Source organism: Pseudomonas sp. KH_040 (assembly GCF_057839305.1).
In genome coordinates, this window is sequence record NZ_CM174487.1 from 3,670,219 (window position 1) to 3,686,988 (window position 16,770).

A 16,770-nucleotide genomic window follows, 5' to 3' on the forward strand; every position below is an offset into this window, starting at 1 on the left:
AGATTCAAGAGATGCACCGACGTGACCGATTCGCTTTGAATCCATAATCGACTCGGTCTGTCACGTCGGTGTCGCTCGCCAGACAACTCGGTCAGTCCCCTCTCCCTCCGGGAGAGGGCTAGGGTGAGGGGCTTTTCAAGGTTCAACCGATTTACCAGGATGAAGTCTCACCACTGCGCAACGCCATCTCGCGCCGGCTGTTGATGTGCATCGCCTTGATCAACGACACCGTGCCCACCAGCAAAATCGCCGCGCCCAACAGGAAGTCGATGTTGTAGAGCTGGAAGTCCTGCACCGGCCCGATCAGCAACACCCGCACGATCGCAGCGCCCAACAGCGTGGCGAGGAAGTCGATCCCCGGCTCGTTACGGTAGAACACCAGCAGCAACGGCAGGCACAGCACCAACAGCAGCAACAGCACGACAACCTTGAACGAACCTTTGCGCTCGACACTGAACGCACACTCGTGCGGGCCGTACGCCTTGTAATCGTCGTCGCGGATCATCGAGTTGTTCTCGTTGATGTAGTCGACGCGGTTGTATTTCTGAATCGGTGTGAAGGTGTTGGACATCTCCATCAGCGTGGTGATGTTCTTGAAGCGCAGGTCGATGCGTTCGCTGCCCTTGAGGTAATAAAGCACCGGTTTGTAGCCGTAGCGATAAGTGTCGAAGGGGAATTCAGTGACCTGACCCTGCACACCGATCGGCCGTGGTTCAAGTTCGGCGTAGGCGCTTTTGTTGGTGGCCGACAGGTTGCGGCTCAGCGGCTGCACCTTGACCTGTTCAAGGAAGATCGGCGTGACGCCGTAGGACCACTGCAACGGTTCCAGACGCAAACGCAGTTCGTTGCGGCTGAGGTCGTAACGGTTGAAGGTGCGTTCCGAAACCACAAGGGAGCCACTGAGCATGAACTCGCCGCGCAGGTTGTTGGTGACGCGCAAGGTCAGTTGGTCCTTGCCCAGCAACGCCGCTTCGGTGGACGGTGGCGTGCCGCACCACGCGGTGCTTTCGCCGACGCCGCCGAGCTGGCCGCTGCGGTTTTCCTTGAATACGTAAAAGTAACTGGCCCACAGCGTCACCATCAAAAGCAACGCTGTGAGGCCGAGGATTTTTTTGCCCGGACTCACTGATCAGACTCCCTTCTTCGGTTCCATCGTCCAGCCGAAAACCCGCTGGCGACGGCGACTCTACCAAAAGGCCACCATCGACCCAAGGAAAAATGCCCAACGAGTGAGGGTTGTAGGGGTTTCCCCGGTGGCAGAAGCAAGATCAAAAGATCGCAGCCTTCGGCAGCTCCTACAGTGACCTCATGTAGGAGCTGCCGAAGGCTGCGATCTTTTTTAACCGTCAACGCCGACGAAAGAGCGGACGCGGTTCGATGACTGAGCGCCCATACAACACGCTCATGCCAACCAATCCTTTCAGCGCATCCTCAGCCGATTTGTCCTGACGCACCGCAAAACTGTCAAAACCACACTGGCGCATATGGCTGAGCTGATCACGCAACACATCGCCAATCGCGCGCAACTCCCCTGCCCAACCGAACCGGCTGCGCAGCAGATACGCCTGACTGTAAGCACGCCCATCGCGAAAGCTCGGGAAATCCAGCGCGATCAGCGGCAACGAACCCAGCCACGGCACCAGGCTTTCGACCTCATCGTCCGGGCCGAGCCACACCGCGTGAGTCGACGGCGACTCCAGCCAGTGCGCCAGCGGCAACATCAGCAAACCTGCCGGCCTTGGCGTCGATGGCTCACGCACCAGCGTCCATGGGTCATCCGTGACTATTCGCGCCACGCCCTGCTCCAGCCGCAACAGATTGTTCATACCGCGGCCTCCAGCGTTTTCGGATAGACCCGCTCCTTGAACGGCTCCAGGCCAATCCTTGCCACGGTGTCGACAAACAATTCCTCGTGCTCGCGATAGCGCACAAAGGTGCCAATGATCCGCTCGATCACCTGCGGCACTTCAGCGGCGCTGAACGACGGGCCGATGACTTTGCCCAATGCGCTGTTTTTGCCTTGCGCGCCGCCGAGGGTGATCTGATACCACTCGCTGCCGTTCTTATCGACGCCGAGGATGCCGATATTGCCGATGTGGTGATGGCCGCAGGCGTTCATGCAGCCGGAGATGTTCAGGCTGATATCGCCCAGATCATGCAGGTAATCGAGGTTGTCGAAGCGTGCCTGAATCGCCTGGGCAATCGGGATCGATTTGGCGTTGGCCAAGGCACAGAAATCGCCGCCGGGGCAGGCAATAATGTCGGTCAGCAGGCCGACGTTGGCGCTGCCCAGATCGTGTTTGCACGCCAGTTGCCAAAGCGCATAGAGATCGGTTTTCGGTACATCGGGCAGGACGATGTTCTGCTCGTGGGCAATACGAATCTCGCCGAAACCGAAACGCTGCGACCAGTCAGCGACTGCGAGCATCTGCACGCCGGTGACATCCCCCGGCGGCGAGGCCATGCCCGGTTTGGTCGACAGCACCACGCTGGTGTAACCCGGCACTTTGTGCGGCTGCACATTGCGCGCGACCCAACGAGCGAACGCCGGGCTTTCGGCCAGGCGCGTGCCGAAGTCCAGATCGGTGTCGGCCAAGGTGTGATAAACCGGCGGCACGAAGGCGCTGGCGACCCGTTGGTATTCGGCCTCGGTCAGTTGCGCCGGGCCGTCCTTGAGGTGTTGCCATTCCTCTTCGACTTCCTTGGCGAACGCCTCGATGCCCAGCGCCTTGACCAGAATCTTGATCCGCGCCTTGTACTTGTTGTCGCGCCGGCCGTGGCGGTTGTACACCCGCAGCACAGCTTCGACGTAGGACAGCAAATGCTGCCACGGCAAGCCTTCGCGGATCTGCAAACCGAGAATCGGCGTGCGGCCCAGGCCACCGCCGACGATCACTCGCAGGAGCATCTGCCCGTCGCGACCGGGGTAAAGGTACAGACCGATGTCGTGCATCATGATTGCGGCGCGATCCTGTTTGGCCGAGCAGATGGCGATCTTGAATTTGCGCGGCAAAAACAGGAATTCCGGGTTGATCGTCGACCACTGCCGCAGGATTTCGGCCAACGGGCGCGGGTCGATCAACTCGTCCGCCGCGACCCCGGCGAACGCCTCGGTGGTGATGTTGCGCACGCAGTTGCCGGACGTCTGGATCGCATGCATGTTGACCTGCGCCAGACGTTCGAGAATATCCGGCACGTCGCTCAGTTCGATCCAGTTGAACTGCATGTTCTGCCGCGTGGTGAAGTGGCCGTAACCGCGATCGTAGTCGCTGGCGATGCTCGCCAGCGTGCGCATCTGCTCGGCGCTCAACGTGCCGTAGGGAATCGCCACGCGCAGCATGTAGGCGTGCTTCTGCAGGTACAGGCCGTTTTGCAGGCGCAGCGGCAGGAACTCCTCTTCACTCAATTCCCCGGCCATGAAGCGCTCGACCTGATCGCGAAACTGCGCAACGCGCTCGAACACCAGCGCCCGGTCGTAATCATCGTATTGATACATGCCTGCCACCTCATCAGTTATTCCTGTGGAAGCGAGCCTGCTCGCGAATGCGGTGTGTCAGGCAACTGCATTGTTGGCTGACACACCGCATTCGCGAGCAGGCTCGCTTCCACAGTTTTCTTCAGAGCACTATGACGAAGCAGCGCAGCACGTTACAGATTCACCTGAAGCGATAAAAACCATATCAGGGCGCGGCAGAACGCCGCAGTCAGCCCTTCAATCTGATCCGCACAAATCAAAGATTCCTGAGCCTGTTTTGTTTCTGGCGGGGTTTCTACAGTGCAGCTCATGCCAGACCGGGTGGCCTGGCAAGACTTTGCAACCGTGGATGAACTGACCATGAGCACAGCAACAATCGGACAGGCTTATAACTACAAGGTCGTCCGCCAATTCGTCATTGCCACAATTTTCTGGGGCGTGGTGGGCATGGCGATGGGGGTTTTGATCGCCTCGCAACTGGTGTGGCCAGAGATGAATCTGGATCTGCCGTGGACCACCTTCGGCCGTCTAAGACCGCTGCATACCAGCCTGGTGATATTCGGTTTCGCCGGCAGCGCGCAATTTGCCGCCAGTTACTACGCGGTGCAGCGGACCTGCCAGGTGCGCCTGTATTCGGACAAACTCGCGGCGTTCACTTTCTGGGGCTGGCAATCGGTGATTGTGATCATGCTGATCACCCTGCCAATGGGCTACACCACCACCAAGGAATACGCCGAGATCGAATTCTCCGGCGCGGTGTGGATGGCCGTGGTCTGGGTCGCCTACGCCGTGGTGTTTTTCACTACCGTGGTGCAGCGCAAGACCAAGCACATCTACGTCGGCAACTGGTTTTTCGGCGCGTTCATTCTGGTGATCGCCATGCTGCATGTGGTCAATCACCTGTCGATTCCGGTGGACTGGTTCAAGTCCTATCCGGTGTATTCCGGTGCTACCGACGCCATGGTGCAGTGGTGGTACGGGCACAACGCGGTGGGTTTCTTCCTGACCACCGGGTTCCTCGGGATGATGTATTACTTCGTGCCGAAACAGGTCAATCGCCCGGTGTATTCGTATCGCTTGTCGATCGTGCATTTCTGGGCGCTGATCACCCTGTACATCTGGGCCGGCCCGCACCATCTGCACTACACAGCGCTGCCGGACTGGGCGCAGTCGCTGGGCATGGCCATGTCACTGATCCTGCTCGCGCCGAGCTGGGGCGGGATGATCAACGGCATGATGACCTTGTCCGGCGCCTGGCATAAGTTGCGCACCGACCCGATCCTGCGCTTCCTCGTGCTGTCGCTGGCGTTCTACGGCATGTCGACATTTGAGGGGCCAATGATGGCGATCAAAACCGTCAACGCCCTCTCCCACTACACCGACTGGACCATCGGCCACGTGCACGCCGGCGCCTTGGGCTGGGTGGCGATGATCACCTTCGGCGCGACCTATCACATGGTGCCGAAAGTCTTCGGTCGCGAGCAGATGTACAGCACGCCGCTGATCAACCTGCACTTTTGGCTGGCGACGATTGGCACGGTGTTGTACATCGCTTCGATGTGGGTCAACGGTATCACCCAGGGCCTGATGTGGCGGGCGATCAACGAGGACGGCACGCTGACCTATTCGTTCGTCGAGGCGCTGCAGGCCAGTCATCCGGGGTTCATCGTGCGTTTCGCCGGTGGGGTGTTCTTCCTCACCGGGATGTTGCTGATGGCTTACAACGTGTGGCGCACGGTGCGGGTTGCCGACGTTGCACTGGCGCGCAGTGAAGCGCAGATCGCCTGAGGCAGGGAGCCGCTCGTGATGGAGATTTTCTTTGATGTGTTGGGCGTGGTGTTTCTGTGGCTGGCGGTGGAGTACTGCTTGCGGCGGGAGACAGCGGACAGTCTGGATGAGGCGAGCATGGTGCCGTTTGCCGATGATCCGGAGGTGGCTCGGCGGGTTGAGCTGGCCACTGGCAAGACGGTGAGAGCAGTGGCGCCGGAGGTGGCGAAGCCGGGGTGGGTCAATCTCGATATGTGAGGGGTGTCAGGTGGGCTGCCCTCACCCTAGCCCTCTCCCAGAGGGAGAGGGAACTGACCGAGTTGATTATTCGAGTTACACCGACCTGAAATATCTCGGGTGAATGCAATCTCAAAAACAATGAAGATCGGCTCCCTTTCCCCCTCGCCCCCTGGGGGAGAGGGAACTGACCGAGTTGTTTGTTCGGATTACGTCGACCTGAAATATCTCGGGTGAATGCAATCTCAAAAACAATGAAGATCGGCTCCCTTTCCCCCTCGCCCCCCTGGGGGAGAGGGCTGGGGTGAGGGGGTAAGCTCTTGATCTTAACCGCGATCGCGAGGAATCAGACTCTGCAACTGCTGGGCAAGGAAATTGGCGTCGAAGGCAAACGTATCCGGATCCTTCAAACCATTGGTCTTGCGCCATTGCCACGTGCCGTCCGGCAATCCAACCAACGAAATGCTGCCATACCGCGCCGCCGTCAGCCCCATCACCGCGAGCGAGATCTGACCCGCGCTGCCCATTACATCCGGCACGAACTCCACCGGTTTGCCGGCAATCACAATGCTCAGCTTCTCCGTCTTGAAAGTGGACGTCTCTACCGGGTTACTCGGCCCGAACGCGACATAGGCCTCGCGACTCACCTCCAGTAGATTCGGCGCCTGCACCGGCTCCAGCCATTGCTGAATTTCGCTGAACAGCGCAGTAATCCGTGTAGCCCAAGCAGCCGATTGCGTCTCGAACAGTTGCTTCTTGTGCGCTTCGCTCTCGGCGTAATGACGAAGCATCTCGCCCAGTTGTTGTACGTCGTCCATAGCGGTGTTCCTCGGAAAGGAGCTGCAAAGGTCGATAGTGGCAGATACCAGCCCCGGCGTACGTTTAACCTGCACCAGGCCCGATGAAGCACCATGACACCTGCGTGAAAGATCAGCGGTACAGTCACTTGCTGCTGGCATCGAAACATGAAGAAAAGGAAACTCCGCGCAGACCTGAACGCTCGACACTGTCATTTGCCTGAGGACATCCAATGCGCACCATCGGCCTGATCGGCGGCATGAGCTGGGAATCCAGCGCCGAATACTATCGACTCATCAATCAGCAAGTCCGTGACCGTCTCGGCCCGTTGCGCTCGGCGCAATTGCTGATGCACAGCGTCGATTTTGGCCCTGTCGAACAGGCCCAGCACGCCGGGCGCTGGGACGATGCGGCAGCAATTCTGGTCGATGCTGCGCGCAGGCTCGAAGCCGGCGGCGCCGAATGCGTGGTGCTGTGTACCAACACCATGCACAAGGTTGCCGAGCAGATTCAGGCGGCGATCAGCATTCCATTTCTGCACATTGCCGAACCGGCCGCACAGGCGGCTCTGGACATCGATGCGCGCACGGTCGGCCTGCTCGGCACGGCTTTTACCATGGAGCAGGATTTTCTCAAGCAACGTTTGATTGCCCAGGGTTTGACGGTATTGGTGCCGGACGAAGCCGAGCGCAAGGACGTGCACCGGATCATCTACGACGAACTCTGCGTCGGCGTGATCAGCGATCAGTCTCGGCAAATCTATCAACGAGTGATCGAATCCCTCTCCGCGCGTGGCGCGCAGGCAATCATCCTCGGTTGCACGGAAATCGGCCTGTTGATCAAACCCGAACACAGCGCCCTGCCTCTGCTAGACACCACCGAACTGCATGCACAGTCGGCGGTGGCGTTTGCGCTGGGCGACTGAGTCAGGTTTTCGGGCGATTGCGCAGGCGGGCCATGCTCAGGGTGTCGACCCATTGCCCGTCGCGCACGGCGTAATCGCGAAACAGGCCTTCGGTTTCGAAACCGAATTTGCGATAGAGCGCGATGGCGGCCTCGTTGTCGGCGTAAACCGAGAGTTCGACGCGGTGCAGATTCATCCAGTTGTCGGCGACGTCCAGCGCCGCCGCCAACAGCTTCGACCCCACGCCTTTGCCCTGCCACGCCACAGCGACTGCCATACCGACACTGCCGGCATGGCTGCGACGAATCCGCGAATAGTTTTCCAGCCCCAGATGGCCAATGACCTGGCCCTGATGCAGCGCGACCAGCTTCAACACCCGTTCATTTTCCGCCAGCAACCGTTGGCGCCAGACGTCGATTGACTGAAACGGCATCTGCAACACCTGCCGGGTGACGGCCCGCTCGTTGTAGAGCGCAGTGACAGCCTCGATGTGTGACTCGCTGAAGCGTTCAATATGAATGGCGGTGTTGTGATCGGGCATGGCGGATCCTTCCTGGATCGATGTGTGGCCGACCACTCTAAACTGCCAGTTGTCTGTCTGGCGAGAGTAAATACGGTAGGAGCGAGCCTGCTCGCGAAAGCGATCTTTCATTCACCGTTTGCGTTATTTGACACAAACCTGCAACTCAGCCGCCCGTCGGATTTTAGCTCGCACCTGTCAGATCTGACAGGTGCGCGATTCTTCAGCTTGCGCTTTGATGGCTCCTTCCACACTTAATGCAGGAGTTTCAACATGAAGAAGTACTCGACCCATGTTTTACCAACGCTAACGTCAATCAAAGGCTTGGGCAGCGGTATCGAGATTCTCAATGAAGGAATTACGGTAGAAACTTCATTTAAGATAAGCGGCACAGCCGCCCCAGGTCAGAACATTGAGGTGTTCGACGGAGAGGTGTCCAAAGGCGAGGCTACCTCAGATACATCAACCGGCGAATGGCGTTTATCGATAGGAGGCCTGACCCCGTCCACGTACAGCTTTACCGCCAAAACTCCGGAGGGTTTGTCGAGTTCTCCCGCAAGAACATTTACCCTACTCCAGCAATTTTTTATCGAAGAATTCGTAGATTACCCTGAAGGGCCTTTCACGACTCTCGAAACCTACTACATGACAATCACTTCAGCAGCGGAGCCAAAAAGTTATCTAAAAATCATCAATAGCGCCGGTGAGCATTACCTGTATTTTGTGCGCCGAGTGGAAGGATCTTTACTCGTGACAATGGACATAAAAGTGCCTTGTTCAAGCATTGAATTTAAGTACAAGGTGTATTCGGGCGGCACTCCTGACGGCGTATTTACTGCTACCTTTTACGACGACAAAGCAACCCTACTGGAGACTAAAAAAATCAGTGCAGTGGACCATACTGAATATGAGGTGGTGGCCGTTGAGCAACCCGGTATTAAAAGAGTGGAGTTCAGTCTTGATGGAGCCTCTGCCGAGACCGGCAACCTATTGACTGTCAGCGTAGACAACATCAAATTTACTGCCCAATCATAGCGTGAATAATGTCATCCAGTAACATGAGTCTGCCCGAAAGCGAACTGTGACAGATGTCAGGCCGCTTTCGCGAGCAGGCTCGCTCCCACAATAGATGTGAATCAGGACTGAAACCATTCGTGGCGCTCGGAGAAAGTGTGATGAATGAGGTCGGTGAGGGTTTGCACTTCGGCCACATTCTGTGACTCGGCGTTGACCGCCAGCCACGCCTGCAATTGCATGGGTTCTTCAAACAACCCCGGCAGTGCGATCAGCCCCCGATCAAAGCGGCTCATGTACGCCGGCAACAAACCGATGCACGCGCTGCAACGAATCATCTCCAGCATCAATTCATAGGACTGCATCTGCACCACCCCGGCCAGGCGCTGTTCGACCAGGTCATTCCATGGGCGAAAGCTGTCGATCTGCCGGTCGTGTTGCCATTGCACCAGCATGAAGTCGGCGAGGTCGTCGGGTGTGTCCGGGCGGGCGGTGACGCGGGAGTAGCGTTTGGCGATGTGTGGCAGGTAGTCGAGACGTGCCAGCGCTTGCGGTTCGCTGGTGGCGAAGGTCGGGCCCGGATGTGGGGTTTCGCCGTGGGCAAGCCAGAGGACGACGTCGGCGCTGACGGCACGCAGCGACAATTCGCTGTCCAGCGCGATGATTTCCAGACGCACGCTGGCATTGCGGCGCAGCAGTGCGATGAGGTCGCGGCCGAGGATGTCGTGGAGGATCGATTCGGCGACGGCGAGGCGGATCAGTGGCTGTTCGATCACCGGCAGTTTGCGTTCGTTGGCCAGCGCTATCAGTTTGGCCTGCAGTTGCTGGCCTTCACGGGTGAGGCTCAGTGCGCTGCCCTGGAAGCTGAACAGCGTGTGTTGCAGTTCTTGTTCGAGCTGGGCCAGTTGTTTACGCAGCAAGGTCGAGCGCACGTTGAGGCTGCGCGCGGCTTGCATGAAGCAACCGCAGCGGGCGCTGACCAGGAAGTATTGGGCGACGTCAGCGTCGATGGTCGCGGCGTGGGCGAGCCACGGTTCGCTGTGGTCGTGTGGCCAGTGGTAATCGGTGGTGCCCGGTCGTCCTGCGGGTTCGGTGAATGACATCGATGACTCCCTGTCGATCTTTGTATTTTGGTGGCTTTCAGCACTTTTAAACTATTTCTGAACCCAGTGGAGATCCTGTGGGAGCTGGCTTGCCAGCGATGAGGCCGGCAGATCCAACATCATGGGTGACTGGTAAGCCGCCATCGCTGGCAAGCCAGCTCCCACAGGTCACTCAGAGAAGGTGAAATCAGTGTTTTTCCTCTAGGACTTTGTTGAGTTCAGCGCCGTCGATGCTCAGTGTTGCGGTGTTGAGCATGCCGTCCAGATAGGCTTGGGCGATTTGCTCCTGCCGCTGCGCACGCAAGGCCTGGGTCAGTTGATCGCGCAGTTCATCGAGGGTTGCGGTACGGGCGGGTTGTTGCTCGGTGAGCTTGATCAAATGGAACCCGGCGGCACTTTGGACGGGATCAGAGACTGCGCCCACCTTGAGCCGTGCCACGGCGCCTCGCACCTCCGGCACCAGTTGCTGCAACGGTTGCAGGCCACTATCGCCGCCGCGTTCAGCGGTGACGCGATCCTGCGAATATTGAGTCGCCAGTGCGGCAAATTCTGCCGGTGTCGCCTGCGCTTTCTTGCTCAGTTCAAGCGCCTGCTTACGCACCGCTTCAAGATTCTGCGGATCATTGACGCCGAGAAAAATCTGACTGACCCGATACAACGCCGGCGTCTGCCAATTGGTTTTGCCGGCGTCATAAGCCTGCTGCAATTCGGCCGCACTCGGATAATCCGCCGGCACCTGGCTGACCGAACGCAAGTAATCACGGAACACAATCTGCTCAGTCGCCGCACGGGTCTGCCGGGCCACGTCCGGGCGCTGCGCCCAGCCTTGGGCATCGGCCTGCTCCAGCACCGCTTTCTCGGCCAGCCGCGTGCGAATCCAGCGCTCCAGCGCTTCACGATTGCCGCGCAATTGTTCGCGGGTCTCTGGCGGGACTGTCGCCAGCAACGCCTGAAGTTCCGCAGGGGTTACCTGCTGATTACCCAACCGCGCCACCGCCGGCCCCATTGCAACCGCCGCCAGCGGCGACGATTGCTGGGCGGCGACCGGGTCACTGCCCGGCCGCACCACCAGCGCCACGGTCACCACCAACAGCGCCACTGCCGCAGCGCTGATCACCATGGCAGGCTTTTTCACAGCGCGACTTCCTCTTGCTCAGCGACGGCGACTTTGGCGGTCTGCGCGCTGCCGTTCTGGGTGAAGTCACGCAGATAAACAATAAACTCTTGCAGCAGGCGATCCCACAATTCCAGGTTGCCACGCAGGTGATCATTGCTCACGCCCGCCGCCACCACCACGTCCATTTCCATCACCAAAAACTCGCCCTGCAACGACAACCGCGCAAACCGGCGGCTGGCGTTCCACTGCTCGGCCACACCCTGTGGCAACTCTCCCTGCACCCGCAGCGCACAGCTGAACGTGAAGTCGACGTAACTGCCCTGCTCCACCGCAGGGTTGCCGAAACGCACGGCGTAGCCAATGCCCTGACTGGCGCTGAGCAACTGGACGATGCCGTTCTGTTCAGTCTGGTTGACGCGATAACCGGCGGCTTGCAGGACGTCGGTCAGGGATTGTGGGGAAACATGGCTGATCAATTGAGTCATTACTTCTTCCTTGTCTATCAGTGCGTGAGCGCGGCTTGCGGCGCGTCGAATTGAGTCTTGTAAAGCTCATCACCGAACCCCTGAGCCAGTTCATCGAACTTGACCCGGGCGCTGCCCGCGAACGGCTGGCGGATCTTCATCACCTCGGCCACGTCGATGTTTTCGTAGGCAGTGAGGATCTGTTTGGCGACGCCGTACATCTGCTGATTCTTGACTGAACATTGCTGCACTTGTGTGTCACGTTCAGTCAATTGCGCTTGAAGCTTAGACCGTTCTGCCTCTTTGGCACGGGCCATGACCAGCAACTCGTCATAGGCCTTTTTGAACTTGCCGGTCTGCTCGGCGCTGGCCGCCACTTGTGCCTGCGCCTGGCTGTGCAGGCTCTGTTGCTGTCCGGCCAATTGCTCGGCGACGCCTTTGGCCTTGGCCAGTTCAGCGCTCAATTGCTTGATTTGCGCCTGCGCAGCCTTGGCTTCGTTTTGCGCCGCCAATTGCGCGGCGCTGGCCTGGGCCTGCTGACTTTGCAGGGCCTGCAACTGTTGCGTGGTGCTGCGCAATTGCGTGCGCAGGCGTTCTTCCATGCCTTCGGCATGCGCTCCAGTGGCGATCAACAGCCCAAGCCCGAGCCACACAAATCGCGTTTTCATAACCCTCTCCCGGCGCCTTAGAAGCGCGTGTTGATCTCAAGCTGCAAGACGTCGATGTCGAACGGCGCGCCGTACACCGCTTCGGTGCTCATCCAGCGACCGGTCGCGTATACGTTCTTCGCCAGACCGTAGTTGCCGCCGATGAAATAGCCCTTGGCGTTGGTGCCGCCAAGGTGGAATGACGAGTCGTTGAAGCCATCAGGCAAGGCATCCGGTTGGATGTATTTGTAGCCAGCGAACATGTTCCAGTCACCCTGCTTTTTCAGGTCCAGCGCGCTGCCGAGGGTGAACTGCACCATCCACGCATTGGCGCCGCTTTCGATGTCGCCGTTGCTGTCGAGGTTGTTGACGATCTGCCCGGCCGAACGCTTGCGCATGTCGCCTTCGTCGTACGCGAGGTTGTGGATGTAGTTGCCCTGGCTGCGCAGCTTGAAGTCTTCTGGCAGGTCGGCATCCCAGACCATGTTCAGATCAAGCAGATTGAATTCGGAGGCGAGACCAACGAATTGCGGCTGCGGCGTGGTGGTCGGGTTGAGCGGGTTCGGCGTGATGTCGCGCAGCAGGAACACGCTGTTGCCCTTCTGCATGAACGCCGCGCGGCTGCCGTCGCTGTCACAGCCCGGCGCGCCGGCCCACGGTTCGCAAGGGCTGGAACGCTGGCCTTGAATGTCGTCGAAGCGGTAGTAGGCCAGTGCACCTTTCAAACGGTTGTTGCTGTTGATTGCCCATTTGGCGCCAATCTGCGCGCCGTACAACCACTTGTTGTCGCTCTCTTCCTTGTCGAAACCGTTGCTGCTGGCGGTGTCGTTGGTGTAGTCCACCGGGAACGCACCGACGGTGCCGAACACGCCCCAATCGCGATTGAGCTTGTGGTCGAAAATCGCCGCGACGCCGTCGAAGTTCAGGTCGTTGGAATAGAGCATGTCGGTGGACATGAACGGGTTGGCGAAGCGCCCGCCGGTCAGGGTCAATTCATCCGTAGGCTTCCAGTTCAGGTAGCCCTGATCGAGCCAGATGTCCTTTTTGGCGAAACCGCCGCCGAGGTTTTGCGTGGTCGATACCGGGTTGTTGTCCGAGCCGGTGCCGATACGAATGCCGGCGGTCCATTGCGGCGAAATCTCTGCTTTCATGCCCAGCCTTGCGCGGATGCGGAACTGGTTGGTGCGATCTTCGCGGGTGTTGAGCAGCGGCGGCAGATTGGTGCTGCTGTTCGGATTGACGTCGTACGGGCCGTTGTTGTTGAGCTTGGCGAAGTCGACGATCTCGTTGCTGTTGCTGTCCGAGTAGTAGCGCGATTCGTTGCGCAAGCGAATGTCGCCGTCGAAACTGATGCGCGCAGCCCATTCCGGGAAGCTGTTGGGCGCGGCCCAGTTTTCCTGTTTGGCGGTGGCCATGACCTCGGCTTTGACCTGATCACGAATCTGGTCGCGCACCGCTGCCGGCACGTATTGCACACGGACGTCACCCGGCGCCGCCACTGGCCCGGCCGCCACGGCGGTGGATGCCGCAGCCTGTTTGGCCTGGGCCGCTTCGTTCTGCGCCTGAGCAATCAGTGCGTCGGCCTTGTCCTGCTTCAGAATGCCCTGCTCGACCAGCAAGCGGATCAGATTGATCGTGGCGTTCTCCGAGGGCGCGGGCGCGGGCGCTGCCACGGCCTGACCGACCAGGGTCGCAATGACCATGCCGACCGCCAGGGACAATCGATTCACGTTGGAAATCATCTGCACACAACTCCTTTTGCCAAAGCTTTAAAAGTGGGGGTCAACCTGGACGCCGCCCTTGCAGGGACAGGCGCACAGGCAAAGTGATGGAGGCCGGTGGCCGTTCGCTCAGCGCCGGCGCACCGCGCAACGCGGCCAGCACTTGCGTATCAATCTCGGGGTTACCGCTCGACTTGATCAGCTCGACGCGGGTGATCTCGCCGACGCTGCTCAGCCAGACATCGGCCTGCAACGAAAACGCGAGGTTGCGCAGCTCAGGGTTCTCACGCAGCAAACGCTGGAAGGTGAACGCCAGAAACTGGCTGTACGTGCCCGTGCCCAGACGCCCGCCACCAGTGCCAGCCATGCCGCCACCCTTGCCCGCGCCGATGTTGAAAGCGTCGTTGCCGGACTGCGCATCGCCGTCCATTTGCATCGGGTTGGCCAGATCGTCCGCCGGGGATGGCGGTGCTTCTTCCTCGGGCTTGACCTCTTCTGGCTCGGGCGTTGGCTCAGGCTCGACGACTTTTTCTTCCACCGGGGTTTCCGGTTCTGGCGGTTTTTCCGGCGGCGGAGGTGGCGGTGGTGGCAACGGAATGATCGTCGGCACCTTCGGCGCTTCGCGGCGGATGCCGCTCATGTCATTGGCCCACTGCCACAGAAACCATGCGGCGAGCGCACCGATCAGCAATCCGGCGCCCCACTTCGCGTAACGCAGCGCTGGCTTTTTCACCGGCAGCGGCTCGATCGGGAGTTGTGCGGTCATGACTCAGCCCTGACTCGGTTTGCCGGTCACAAGACCGACTTGGGACAGTTCGAGCCGGCGCAACAGATCCAGCACTTCAATGACTTTTTGGTATTGCACCGTCGCGTCGCCACGCACGATCACCGGGAAATCCGGACTCTGCGCTTTCTCGATGCGCAGGCGCTCTTCCAGTTCCGCCAAGGTCACCGGATAGGCATCGAGGAACACCTGGCCGCCGTCGTTGACCGAAATCGCTTTGGTCTTGGCCTCGGACAGCGACACGGAGGCGCTGGCCTTGGGCAGGTTGATCTGGATCCCGGAGACCTGCGCGGTGGCGGTGAGGATGAACATCACCAGCACCACCATCAGCACGTCGACCAGCGGGGTGATGTTGATGCTGTCTACCGCGGCATCGTCGTCATCGTCGTGGGAGGCATTTACAGACGCCATGTCAGTGCTCCTCAGGCCGGTACGGAGTGGTTGGCGTGATGGCCGCGATGCGCCGACTCACTGAACTGACTCTCGCCGTGCATCTCCGCCAGCCGCGTGATGAACTCGTCGACAAACACGCGCATGTCGGCGCTGACTTCCTTGTTGCGGGTGATCAGGCGGTTGTAGCCAAACAGCGCCGGGATCGCGACGAACAGGCCCATCGCGGTCGCGAGCAACGCGGCAGCCATACCCGGAGCAATGGCGTTGATGTTGACGTCGCCGGCCATTGCGGTGCCGAGGAACACCACCATGATCCCCAGCACCGTGCCGAGCAGGCCGATGTAAGGGCCGCCGGCGATGGCGTTGGACAGGGTCGAGAGCTTCGAGCTGAGCTGCTGATTTTCGCGGGTGCGCACGCCGTCCATCGAGCAACGGATCGCTTCGATGGTCGCAGCCGAAACCGAGGAGGTATCGGCGCCCTGTTCGCGGCGAGTGCGGATCTCTTTGACCGCCACCAGGTACAGGCGCCACAGCGATGAATGCTGCAAGCGCTGGGCGAGTTGCGCGTCGTCGGCGAACATTTCCAGACGCGTACCGACTTTGGCGAACTGCACACGGAAGTCTTCGTTGGCGGCAGTGACGCGGCTGAGGCTGCGGTTCTTGCGCAGCATGATGATCCACGACTGGAACATCATCAGCACCAGCACGGCGATGATCACCCAGGCGTCGATCGGCACCGCGTTGAGCAGGAAGCCGAGGCTGCCGAAACCGAACCCGGATTGCTCTTCATCGACGCCGTAAGCGACCAGTTTCGACTCGGCGCCTTGCGAAGTGGCGTCGGCCAGCAACAGCGCTGCCGGACGTGAAACCTTCGACAGGCGCAATTCATCGATAGCGCCCACAAACGGCTGGAACGGACCTTCGTGCACGTCAGCACCGATGGCCATGACCGAGTTGAAGGCCGGCACCGCTTGAGCGAGCGTGGCCGCTTCGCGACCGTTGATGAACAGGGTCACTTTCGAGCCTTCAGCGGTCAGCGCAACGTGTTGCCATTGGCCCGGATTCAGCGCTTGTGTGGCGACGGCACGTTGGCCATCGATCTCAACGAATGGCACACCTTGATTGGCACCGACCAGCAGACTGTTGGCGCCTTCACGGCGAGCGAGAATCAGTTGCTCGCCACTGGCCTGATCCAGACGCAGCCAGGCACTGAAAGTGAACGCACTGCCGGTGTTGTGTTGCAACGAAGGACTGGCCGGCAGCAACAACGGCTGGCCACTAAACTGCAAGGCGCGCCCAACCACGCCGTCAATCGCCGCGCCGGTCGCGCTTTGTGCGGTGTTGCCGTAGGCGGTGGTGTCTTTCGGCGGGGTGCCGGTGGCGCCGTCGAAGTGATACAGCGCGGTGTAATTCGGATCAAACGTCAGTTGGCCGTTGCCGGTCGCCGGCGCCTTCTCATTGCCGTAATACATCCAGATGTCCTGGCGCTGACCGCCCTCGACATTCGGCACATCGACCCAGATCAGCGCCATGCCCATCAGCGCATCGAAGCTTTCGATCTGGTGGTTGAGCACAGTCTTGTCATCGGCGGCGACGAAGCGCAGATCCGAGCCGTCCTCTTTCACCCCGTCGAAGGTGAAATTGCCAGTGTGCAGGCGCACCAGCAGCGCGGTGCGGCCGAGGGCCTGATTGATCGCCGCGCCTTGTGGCGTGGTGTCGACAGCGATCTGTTTGCGGTAATGCCAGTCGTCCTGCCACCAGGCCTGAGCCGTGGCCGGGAGCACGAAGCCCAGGCAGATCAACAACGAAAGAAAGAGGCGCTGCAT

At 59.8% G+C, this 16,770-nt stretch carries 17 protein-coding genes; 4 read left to right on the top strand and 13 right to left on the bottom strand.

The features are described 5' to 3' along the window. Positions 1-151: 151 nt before the first annotated feature. The 3 genes from AC3IUF_RS16255 to AC3IUF_RS16265 form a co-directional block, all read right to left on the bottom strand. Complete coding sequence (locus tag AC3IUF_RS16255; protein ID WP_123375399.1) at positions 152-1,126, bottom strand: hypothetical protein; 975 nt, start codon at positions 1,124-1,126, stop codon at positions 152-154. Positions 1,127-1,346: 220 nt separating this feature from the next. Beyond that, the gene (locus AC3IUF_RS16260; RefSeq protein ID WP_463543150.1) at positions 1,347-1,826 is read right to left on the bottom strand and encodes a DUF934 domain-containing protein; all 480 of its coding nucleotides are present in this window, start codon (positions 1,824-1,826) and stop codon (positions 1,347-1,349) included. Beyond that, positions 1,823-3,496 carry a nitrite/sulfite reductase gene (locus AC3IUF_RS16265; protein WP_489278610.1) on the bottom strand — a complete coding sequence of 558 codons (1,674 nt, stop codon included), beginning with the start codon at positions 3,494-3,496 and terminating at the stop codon, positions 1,823-1,825. The genes AC3IUF_RS16260 and AC3IUF_RS16265 overlap by 4 nt, the downstream gene beginning before the upstream one ends. A gap of 339 nt (positions 3,497-3,835) precedes the next feature. On the opposite strand from AC3IUF_RS16265, the gene ccoN reads away from it, so the two are divergent. Continuing rightward, positions 3,836-5,263 carry a cytochrome-c oxidase, cbb3-type subunit I gene (ccoN, locus tag AC3IUF_RS16270; RefSeq protein WP_489278611.1) on the top strand — a complete coding sequence of 476 codons (1,428 nt, stop codon included), beginning with the start codon at positions 3,836-3,838 and terminating at the stop codon, positions 5,261-5,263. Positions 5,264-5,281: 18 nt separating this feature from the next. Then, entirely contained in the window at positions 5,282-5,500 is a 219-nt protein-coding gene (locus AC3IUF_RS16275) for a cbb3-type cytochrome c oxidase subunit 3 (RefSeq protein ID WP_489278612.1), read from the top strand. A 305-nt stretch (positions 5,501-5,805) separates the two neighbouring features. Here the strand turns inward: AC3IUF_RS16275 and AC3IUF_RS16280 are convergent, their stop codons facing one another. Further along, positions 5,806-6,297, bottom strand: coding sequence for a hypothetical protein (locus AC3IUF_RS16280; protein WP_007915498.1), 492 nt, complete (start codon positions 6,295-6,297; stop codon positions 5,806-5,808). Between the two features lie 212 nt (positions 6,298-6,509). Here AC3IUF_RS16280 and AC3IUF_RS16285 point away from each other — a divergent pair, with 212 nt between their 5' ends. Further along, positions 6,510-7,202 carry an aspartate/glutamate racemase family protein gene (locus AC3IUF_RS16285; protein ID WP_414916066.1) on the top strand — a complete coding sequence of 231 codons (693 nt, stop codon included), beginning with the start codon at positions 6,510-6,512 and terminating at the stop codon, positions 7,200-7,202. Position 7,203: 1 nt separating this feature from the next. On the opposite strand, the gene AC3IUF_RS16290 is transcribed toward AC3IUF_RS16285, so the two are convergent. Continuing rightward, on the bottom strand, positions 7,204-7,722 hold the full coding sequence (locus AC3IUF_RS16290; protein WP_489278613.1) for a GNAT family N-acetyltransferase: 519 nt from the start codon (positions 7,720-7,722) through the stop codon (positions 7,204-7,206). 252 nt (positions 7,723-7,974) lie between these two features. On the opposite strand from AC3IUF_RS16290, the gene AC3IUF_RS16295 reads away from it, so the two are divergent. Then, positions 7,975-8,736 carry a hypothetical protein gene (locus AC3IUF_RS16295; RefSeq protein WP_007915492.1) on the top strand — a complete coding sequence of 254 codons (762 nt, stop codon included), beginning with the start codon at positions 7,975-7,977 and terminating at the stop codon, positions 8,734-8,736. Positions 8,737-8,837: 101 nt separating this feature from the next. Here AC3IUF_RS16295 and AC3IUF_RS16300 read toward each other — a convergent pair whose 3' ends face one another. From AC3IUF_RS16300 to AC3IUF_RS16335, 8 genes are all read right to left on the bottom strand, one after another. Continuing rightward, positions 8,838-9,818 carry a LysR family transcriptional regulator gene (locus AC3IUF_RS16300; protein WP_489278615.1) on the bottom strand — a complete coding sequence of 327 codons (981 nt, stop codon included), beginning with the start codon at positions 9,816-9,818 and terminating at the stop codon, positions 8,838-8,840. A gap of 187 nt (positions 9,819-10,005) precedes the next feature. Then, positions 10,006-10,953, bottom strand: coding sequence for a peptidylprolyl isomerase (locus AC3IUF_RS16305; protein WP_489278617.1), 948 nt, complete (start codon positions 10,951-10,953; stop codon positions 10,006-10,008). Beyond that, positions 10,950-11,420, bottom strand: coding sequence for a YbjN domain-containing protein (locus tag AC3IUF_RS16310; RefSeq protein ID WP_489278619.1), 471 nt, complete (start codon positions 11,418-11,420; stop codon positions 10,950-10,952). The genes AC3IUF_RS16305 and AC3IUF_RS16310 overlap by 4 nt, the downstream gene beginning before the upstream one ends. A 17-nt stretch (positions 11,421-11,437) precedes the next feature. Next, the gene (locus AC3IUF_RS16315) at positions 11,438-12,067 is read right to left on the bottom strand and encodes a DNA repair protein (protein ID WP_489278620.1); all 630 of its coding nucleotides are present in this window, start codon (positions 12,065-12,067) and stop codon (positions 11,438-11,440) included. Positions 12,068-12,084: 17 nt separating this feature from the next. After that, positions 12,085-13,788: a putative porin gene (locus AC3IUF_RS16320; protein WP_095050699.1), complete on the bottom strand. Its 1,704-nt coding sequence runs from the start codon at positions 13,786-13,788 to the stop codon at positions 12,085-12,087. Between the two features lie 40 nt (positions 13,789-13,828). Further along, positions 13,829-14,533: an energy transducer TonB family protein gene (locus tag AC3IUF_RS16325; RefSeq protein ID WP_007915486.1), complete on the bottom strand. Its 705-nt coding sequence runs from the start codon at positions 14,531-14,533 to the stop codon at positions 13,829-13,831. 3 nt (positions 14,534-14,536) lie between these two features. Further along, positions 14,537-14,962, bottom strand: a complete 426-nt coding sequence (locus AC3IUF_RS16330; RefSeq protein ID WP_003201710.1) for an ExbD/TolR family protein — start codon at positions 14,960-14,962, stop codon at positions 14,537-14,539. A gap of 11 nt (positions 14,963-14,973) precedes the next feature. Beyond that, positions 14,974-16,770, bottom strand: coding sequence for a DUF2341 domain-containing protein (locus AC3IUF_RS16335; protein WP_489278622.1), 1,797 nt, complete (start codon positions 16,768-16,770; stop codon positions 14,974-14,976).

What these genes read in the sequence shown, in the direction of transcription:
- AC3IUF_RS16260 (WP_463543150.1), bottom strand. Translation starts at nt 1,826, where the DNA reads ATGAACAATCTGTTGCGGCTGGAGCAGGGCGTGGCGCGAATAGTCACG.
- AC3IUF_RS16265 (WP_489278610.1), bottom strand. Translation starts at nt 3,496, where the DNA reads ATGTATCAATACGATGATTACGACCGGGCGCTGGTGTTCGAGCGCGTT.
- ccoN (WP_489278611.1), top strand. Translation starts at nt 3,836, where the DNA reads ATGAGCACAGCAACAATCGGACAGGCTTATAACTACAAGGTCGTCCGC.
- AC3IUF_RS16275 (WP_489278612.1), top strand. Translation starts at nt 5,282, where the DNA reads ATGGAGATTTTCTTTGATGTGTTGGGCGTGGTGTTTCTGTGGCTGGCG.
- AC3IUF_RS16280 (WP_007915498.1), bottom strand. Translation starts at nt 6,297, where the DNA reads ATGGACGACGTACAACAACTGGGCGAGATGCTTCGTCATTACGCCGAG.
- AC3IUF_RS16285 (WP_414916066.1), top strand. Translation starts at nt 6,510, where the DNA reads ATGCGCACCATCGGCCTGATCGGCGGCATGAGCTGGGAATCCAGCGCC.
- AC3IUF_RS16290 (WP_489278613.1), bottom strand. Translation starts at nt 7,722, where the DNA reads ATGCCCGATCACAACACCGCCATTCATATTGAACGCTTCAGCGAGTCA.
- AC3IUF_RS16295 (WP_007915492.1), top strand. Translation starts at nt 7,975, where the DNA reads ATGAAGAAGTACTCGACCCATGTTTTACCAACGCTAACGTCAATCAAA.
- AC3IUF_RS16300 (WP_489278615.1), bottom strand. Translation starts at nt 9,818, where the DNA reads ATGTCATTCACCGAACCCGCAGGACGACCGGGCACCACCGATTACCAC.
- AC3IUF_RS16310 (WP_489278619.1), bottom strand. Translation starts at nt 11,420, where the DNA reads ATGACTCAATTGATCAGCCATGTTTCCCCACAATCCCTGACCGACGTC.
- AC3IUF_RS16315 (WP_489278620.1), bottom strand. Translation starts at nt 12,067, where the DNA reads ATGAAAACGCGATTTGTGTGGCTCGGGCTTGGGCTGTTGATCGCCACT.
- AC3IUF_RS16320 (WP_095050699.1), bottom strand. Translation starts at nt 13,788, where the DNA reads ATGATTTCCAACGTGAATCGATTGTCCCTGGCGGTCGGCATGGTCATT.
- AC3IUF_RS16325 (WP_007915486.1), bottom strand. Translation starts at nt 14,533, where the DNA reads ATGACCGCACAACTCCCGATCGAGCCGCTGCCGGTGAAAAAGCCAGCG.
- AC3IUF_RS16330 (WP_003201710.1), bottom strand. Translation starts at nt 14,962, where the DNA reads ATGGCGTCTGTAAATGCCTCCCACGACGATGACGACGATGCCGCGGTA.
- AC3IUF_RS16335 (WP_489278622.1), bottom strand. Translation starts at nt 16,770, where the DNA reads ATGCAGCGCCTCTTTCTTTCGTTGTTGATCTGCCTGGGCTTCGTGCTC.